General features: G+C 60.0%; 6 protein-coding genes. All 6 read left to right on the forward strand.

Going from position 1 to position 6,569, the window contains the following annotated elements; translation table 11 throughout:
• Nucleotides 1-1,397, forward strand: a 1,397-nt coding sequence (locus JNL55_RS11960; protein WP_293853069.1) for a TonB-dependent receptor domain-containing protein, incomplete at its 5' end; no start/stop codon positions are given.
• Nucleotides 1,398-1,491: 94 nt separating this feature from the next.
• Complete coding sequence (locus JNL55_RS11965; protein ID WP_293853071.1) at nt 1,492-2,415, forward strand: NAD-dependent epimerase/dehydratase family protein; 924 nt, start codon at nt 1,492-1,494, stop codon at nt 2,413-2,415.
• A gap of 129 nt (nt 2,416-2,544) precedes the next feature.
• Nucleotides 2,545-3,423 (forward strand): MurR/RpiR family transcriptional regulator, encoded by an 879-nt coding sequence (locus JNL55_RS11970; protein ID WP_293853073.1) that lies wholly within the window; start codon nt 2,545-2,547, stop codon nt 3,421-3,423.
• Nucleotides 3,424-3,443: 20 nt separating this feature from the next.
• On the forward strand, nt 3,444-5,015 hold the full coding sequence (locus JNL55_RS11975) for a glycoside hydrolase family 27 protein (protein WP_293853075.1): 1,572 nt from the start codon (nt 3,444-3,446) through the stop codon (nt 5,013-5,015).
• A 101-nt stretch (nt 5,016-5,116) separates the two neighbouring features.
• Entirely contained in the window at nt 5,117-5,875 is a 759-nt protein-coding gene (locus JNL55_RS11980; protein WP_293853078.1) for a DUF1080 domain-containing protein, read from the forward strand.
• Between the two features lie 24 nt (nt 5,876-5,899).
• Nucleotides 5,900-6,569: PQQ-binding-like beta-propeller repeat protein (locus JNL55_RS11985; protein ID WP_293853080.1), on the forward strand; the 670-nt coding region annotated here is incomplete at its 3' end.

A 6,569-nucleotide genomic window follows, 5' to 3' on the forward strand; every position in this document is an offset into this window, starting at 1 on the left:
TCAACAATCGGGGCTACAACGACCTGGACGCCGATGCGCTCCAGGCAGCAGTCCAGCGTACCGACGCGCTGGCCTTCAATCCGTTCGGCTACTACGCGAATTCACCGGAGCAGTTGGCGCTGGTACAGCCCGACCAACCCAGCGGCGACAAGGAAATAGGCAAGAACTGGGTGGCCACCGCCAAAGTGGACGGCAAGCTGTTCGACTGGTACGCCGGTCAAGCCAAGTTCGCGCTCGCCTATGAGCATCGTGAACTGGGTTATGACTATGAGCCGCTATGGAGTTCGCGCGTCATCAACTATTGGTTCGATGGCACCGGCTATGTGTCCGAGTCTCGTAAACGCGACGTGGACGCCGTGTCGGGCGAGCTGCGGCTGCCATTGTTCGACGGCGATTCTGAGTCATTCGTGCACTCGGCCGAGATGACAGCAGCGATTCGCTACGAACGTTACAACGACTTCGGCTCGTCCACCGTTTCGCAGTTCGCCGGCAAGCTGGGCCTGCTGGAAGATTCCATCCTGATACGCGCGTCTTACGCCGAGTCGTTCCTGGCGCCGGCGCTGGCGGATCTGCAGCGACAGACTCGCACGGTTCTCAATTCCAACGTCTGGTACGACCCGTTCTTCAATTCGGTGGTGCCGGTGACGGTGATCTTCGGCGGCAATCCGAACTTGAGGCCGGAGCAGGGCAAGAGCTGGAACATCGGCGTGGTGTATCGGCCGCGCGATATGCAGGGGCTGTTGCTGACGATGGACTATTGGCGACTGCAAATTGACGACCTGATCGCGACCCCGAACATTGGCGCGATTCTGCTCGGCAATTCGCTGAGCGGTTCGTTGACTCGCGATCCGGTGACCAACTTGCCGACCGTGGATACGCGCGTCGCCAACGGCGGTACGCGTAACGTCGAAGGTGTGGACTTTCAGGCGCGCTACGGCTGGGACACTGGCGTTGGCGCTTTCAATGTGAGTTTGGGTGGAATGTACTTCACGCGCTTCGAGGAGCAGGGCAATTCAGGGGTGACCCTGGACTATCTCGGCCGTTACAGCACTCAGTTCGGCGCGATGCCGGAGCTGCGTACCACGTTCGGCGTCGACTGGGCGCATCGCGGTTTCGACGCCAACGTCGTGGCGCGCTGGATGTCAGGCTACACCGATCGGTACGGCACGCTGGTCAATCGCCAGGTGGGCTCGTACTACACCGTCGACACTCAGGCGGGCTATGAGTTCCAGAGCGATAACGGCTTGCTGCGTGGCATGCGGATTTACGCCGGCCTGGAGAATGCACTCGATGCCGATCTGCCGTTCGTCATGGGCAGTACCGACGGCTGGGATCGCTCGCTGGCGGACCTGCGCGGCCGCTATTACTACTTCGGTATGAGCAAGGCGTTCAAGTAGCGACTTGATGCCACCTGGGAACTGGTTGGAGGCAGCCAGGCTACCCTAGGATGCATGTCAGGGGACTTGCCAACGGGCAAGCGGAACATGCGGCATGCGAATACTGATTGTTGGGGGCACTGGGCTGATCGGCGGGCACGCCGCATTGGCACTACGCGAGCGTGGTCATGAGGTCACGCTCGCGGCTCGCAAGCCGGCCGCACCGGGTTCGCCGATGGCTGCGTTCCCCACCGTCAGCGGCGACTACATCGAAGGCACGTTCCAGCGCGAGACAATAGCCAAGTTCGACGCGCTGCTCTTCGCTGCCGGCAACGACCCACGACATCTCCGAGGCCGCAGCGATGAAGATGTGCACTGGCAACGAGTCAACAGCGAGTGTGTGCCGCGCTTCTTTGCGCTCGCACGCGATGCCGGCATCGAGCGGGCAGTCAACATCGGCAGCTTCTATCCTCAGGCGGCACCACATCTGACCGAGCGGAGTGCCTATGTGCGCTCTAGAAAAGACGTGGACGAGCGCGTAAGAGCACTGAACAGCGCTAGCTTTCAGGTGTGCTGTGTGAATCCGCCGTTCGTGGTGGGCGTGCCGCCGGGCGACCCCAAGCCCAAAGTCTTCAACTACGTGCGTTACGCCTTGGGATTGCTGGAAGGCACTCCTGTGTTCGCGATTCCGGGCGGCGTCAACTTCATGTCCGTGCATTCGTTGAGCGACGCCATCGCCGGGGCCTTCGAGCGAGGCGAGCCCGGCAAATCGTATCTAGTGGGCGATGAAAATCTAACCTTCCAAGCCTACCTGACGGAGTATTTCCGTGCAGTCGGTCGCGGCGATGTGCCACCAGTGCGCGATGCGGACCATCCGCTGATGCCGCCTAGCATTGGCGGTCCCGGCACCGAGTTGTTCTTCGAGCCGCCGCCTGCCGACGTAGCTATGTTGGGCTATCGCAGAGCGGATATTCGGCGCACGGTCGAGGAGATCGTGTCGCTCTATTGGGCGCGACGACTGACTGCCGCGTCTCCGTAAGCGACGCTATCAGGCTTTTCAAACTCCCAGTCCCGCCATTGTGGTCGGGACTGTAACCCACATTTACAGCAGAGTGAAAGAAAAATAACATAGCAATCCGTTAAGACATTTTATTAACATGGATTGCTCATGAAGACTGGACTGCTGCAGCAGCTCGAATCCCGCATGGATTCGTTCACGCCCGCGGAACGCCGCATCGCCAATTACATCCTGACCAATCGCAAGGAGATTCCGTTCGAGACCGCCGTGTCGCTGGCGGCCAAGCTCGACGTGAGTCCGGTGACGGTGGGGCGCTTTTGTCGACTGCTGGGTTTCAAGCATCTGCGCGCATTGAAAGAAGACTTGCGCTTGAGCGGCGGCTCGGCGCCCTGGCTGGTCGGCGACGATTTGTCGCGGTTCCGGCGGCGCTACGACAACGCAGATGAGTTGCGCCGTGGTCTGGAGTTGGAGATGGCCTCGCTGGTCGAGGTCTATCACATGGTCGAGACGCCGGAATGGAAGGCGGTCGTCAACAAGATCGTGCGCGCCGATCTGATTCAGGTCAGTGGCTTTCAAACCGAACGCGGACTCGCGCACACACTCACGAATGCTCTGCAGTACATGCGCGAAGGCGTCGAGCTGGTCGACCTGACGAGCGGCTATTACGGCGAAGTCTTCGCACGGACCGCGGCCAAGCGCTGCCTGATCCTGATCGACATCAAGCGCTACTCGCGCCAGTCCTATCTGGTCGCGGAGCGAGCGGCGGAGATGAAGATTCCGTTGGTCTTGATCACCGACAAACATTGCGATTGGGGCCGTCGCTTCACGCCGAACATTCTCGCGGTGTCCACCGAGACCGGTCAGTTCTGGCAATCGTCCGTGCCGCTGGCGTGCTTGATCAATTTGCTGGTCATCTCGGTGGTGGCGCAATCCGGAGCGGCCGTCGAAAAGCGTCTCGAACGGGTGTCGAGCCTGTTCGAGCATTTCACTGGATACATGTCGACCACAGGAGGGCGGCGTCCAAAGTAGTCGCCGCTACAAGACGAGGCATGCGAAGAACAATCGATCGACGTCACGTATTGCGCGGCTTTGGTGCCGCGGCGGCTTTGGTAGCAACGCGCCTGAGTTATGGCGCTGGCGCCTCGCCGATTGATGGGACTTGGAAGCTGATCATCGGCAGGCTTGATAACGGCGACGAGCTGACGGTGCACTTTGAGCTGGCTCAACACGGCAAACAATTGACGGGCCGATCGATTCATATCGCGGCCTACGCCTATTCGGACATCGAAGACGGCCGCATCGACGGCGACCGTTTCAGTTTCCGCGACGGCTTCTTTCAAGTGCGAGGTGTGGTTAGAGGCGACGTGCTCGAGTTCGAGGCGAACTATGACCGCCTGTGGCCGTACACCAATGTGCTGAATCCGCAGCTGGTCAAGGTGCCGTTCGATTGGAGCGGCAATTTCCGGCCGTTCACGGCGCGGCGGGTTGCATCCGGTTCCGGGCTTTATCCCGCCGGCAATCCGTTACCTGATGTGCGTGACTTGGCGCCAAACGGTTTGGCGCTCAAGCCGCCAATGATCTGGGGCGCGTGGTACTCGTTCACGACCACTATCACAGACGAGTTCATTCGTGAGATGGCGCGGGTCATGGTGTCGAGCGGCGTTCGCGACGCGGGCTACGACATCTTGAATCTCGAAGTGGGCTGGACCGGGCAGCGCGATGCCAACGGCAGACTGCAATCAAACGCCAAGTTCCCGAACATGAAAGCGCTGACCGACTACATTCATTCGCTGGGTTTGAAGGTGGGGTTGTGTACCTCGCCTGGACCTTACGATTGCATTGGTTACCTCGGCAGCATGAATCACGAGGAAGCCGACGCCCGCACCTTTGCGGAGTGGGGCATCGATTTCATCAAGCATGACGCGTGTAGCGCGCGTGCGGTGTATCCGAACGAATCGCGTCGCTTGTATCAGAAGATGGGCGAGGCACTGGCGAAGTGCGGTCGACCCATCATCTATGCGCTGTGTCAGTACGGCGAAGCCAACGTCTGGGAGTGGGGCCCGAAAGTCGGCGGCAACATGTGGCGGACCACTGGCGATGTCGAGGATAACTGGAAATCGATCTCCGCCGCGTTCGACCTGAGCCACCTGGCGCCGTACGCGGGGCCAGGACATTGGAACGATCAGGATTATCTGATGGCAGGGCTTGGCGGCATGACTACCGAGGAATACCGCACCCAAATGAGTCTGTGGTGCATGATGGCGGCGCCGCTGATCATCGCCGCGGACATTCGTAAGATGTCGCCGGATACGCGCTCCATCGTGCTCAACAAAGAGTTGATCGCCATCGATCAAGACGCGCGCGGCATTCAAGGCCGGCGCATACATCAATCCAATGACACTGAGGTTTGGTTAAAGCCGCTGCAAGAAGGCCACGCCATCGCTGCGTTCAATCGCGGCACTCAACCCAGAAATATTCGCATCGATACTCGCAAGCTCGGGCTCAGCGAAGTCCATGAAGCGCGCGATGTTTGGGAAGGGCGAAGCGTCGTGTTCAAAAACGGGCAGGCGGAGCTCCGTGTCGCACCTCATGGCAGCAGCGTGTTGCGTACGCAGAGCTGAGATGGCATTGGCAGGGTTGCTAATGTTAGTTCTATTGCATTAGGCTAGTTCTTGTTAGTTTTCTATCAAGTTCAGTCAATCATAAGTAGTCAGGGGTGGTCATGAGTCTGATGCGTTACGTGGTCGGTCTGTGCGCCGTCGCAGCGGTGTGGGTTGCCAATGCCCAGAGCGAGCCGAAGTTTGAAAAGTTTTTCACCAAGCCCGGCGTGGTCAGCGAAGGTTGGGTGGTGCGGGACTGGGTGGACATCAGCTTGCCGCCGAAATGGCCGGTGGTTTGGGAAGTGGATGCCGACGGCATTCTGTACGGCACGGGTCGTTACGCACCGGGCGCGAGCGGCGAGCGCTGGATCGGCACCTGGCTGTTGAGCCAGAAAGAATACGGCGACTTCATCCTGGAGCTGGACTTCAAGTTCAAGAACGGCGGCAAGACTGGCAATGGTGGCGTCGCGCTGCGCACGCCGCTGGTCGGCGACCCGGCGTACGAAGGCCTGGAAGTGCAGATCACCGACGAGCGTTTCGAACGTTCCTATTTCCCGAATGCGACGCGCGAACAGTTGAGCGGCGCGCTGTATCTGGTCTCGCCGGCCAAGGAGCTGGCGTACATCCAGGGCGAATGGAACAGCTACCGTATCGAAGCGCGCGGCCCCAAGATCAAAGTCTGGCTGAACAAAAAGCTGGTGCAGGACGTGAACTTGGAGACCTTCACCAAGCCGGCGAAGAAACATGGCAAGGGCGAAGAGCTGCTGGATGCCAAGCCCGGCGCGCAACGGCCGCTGCGTGGCCACATCGGCTTGCAGGATCTGAGTGAAAGCGGCGAGACGCTCACGTTCCGTAACGTGCGCATTGCTGAACTCAACTAATAAATCAACGGGCAGTCGCGTGCTATGAGCGTTGCAAAGTATCGACGGGCTGTGACGCTCATTGCGCTCGGCTTGAGTATGGTCGGTTGCGGTGAGCGGGCGGCAGTAAAAGCGCCCGCGAAAGCTCCAATAAAGCCTGCGTGGGTGGACGCAGAGCGTCTCGCCCGTGCCGACGAGGAACCGCACAACTGGTTCACCACCGACCGTGCCAGCGGCGAGGACCATTACTCGCCGCTGACTCAGATCGATCAAACGAATGTGGGCACGCTGGGCTTTGCCTGGCAGTTCGATACTCAAACCACTCGTGGCTTGGAAGCTTCGCCCATCGTGATCGACGGTGTGATGTACACCAGCGGCAACTGGGGCCGCGTGTACGCCGTCGATGCGAAAACCGGTGCCGAGTTATGGCGCTACGATCCGCAGGTGCCCGGCGAATGGGGCCGGCGGCCCTGCTGTGACGTCGTGAATCGCGGTGTCGCTGCGTGGAAAGGCAAGATCTACGTGGGCTCGCTCGACGGTTATCTGATCGCACTCGATGCAGCCACCGGAAAGGAGCTTTGGCGAGCGGACACGTTGACCGATCGAACGCGCTACCAAACGATCACTGGCGCGCCGCAGATCGCTGGTGACAAGGTCATCATCGGTAATGGCGGCGCTGAGCTTGGCGTGCGTGGTTATATCACTGCCGTCGATG

Origin of the sequence: Steroidobacter sp. (genome assembly GCF_016790065.1) — a bacterium.
Taxonomy (GTDB): Bacteria; Pseudomonadota; Gammaproteobacteria; order Steroidobacterales; family Steroidobacteraceae; genus Steroidobacter.

Excerpts from the sequence above, each read along its gene's own strand:
- JNL55_RS11970 (WP_293853073.1), top strand. The coding sequence starts at position 2,545 with ATGAAGACTGGACTGCTGCAGCAGCTCGAATCCCGCATGGATTCGTTC.
- JNL55_RS11980 (WP_293853078.1), top strand. The coding sequence starts at position 5,117 with ATGAGTCTGATGCGTTACGTGGTCGGTCTGTGCGCCGTCGCAGCGGTG.
- JNL55_RS11965 (WP_293853071.1), top strand. The coding sequence starts at position 1,492 with ATGCGAATACTGATTGTTGGGGGCACTGGGCTGATCGGCGGGCACGCC.
- JNL55_RS11975 (WP_293853075.1), top strand. The coding sequence starts at position 3,444 with ATGCGAAGAACAATCGATCGACGTCACGTATTGCGCGGCTTTGGTGCC.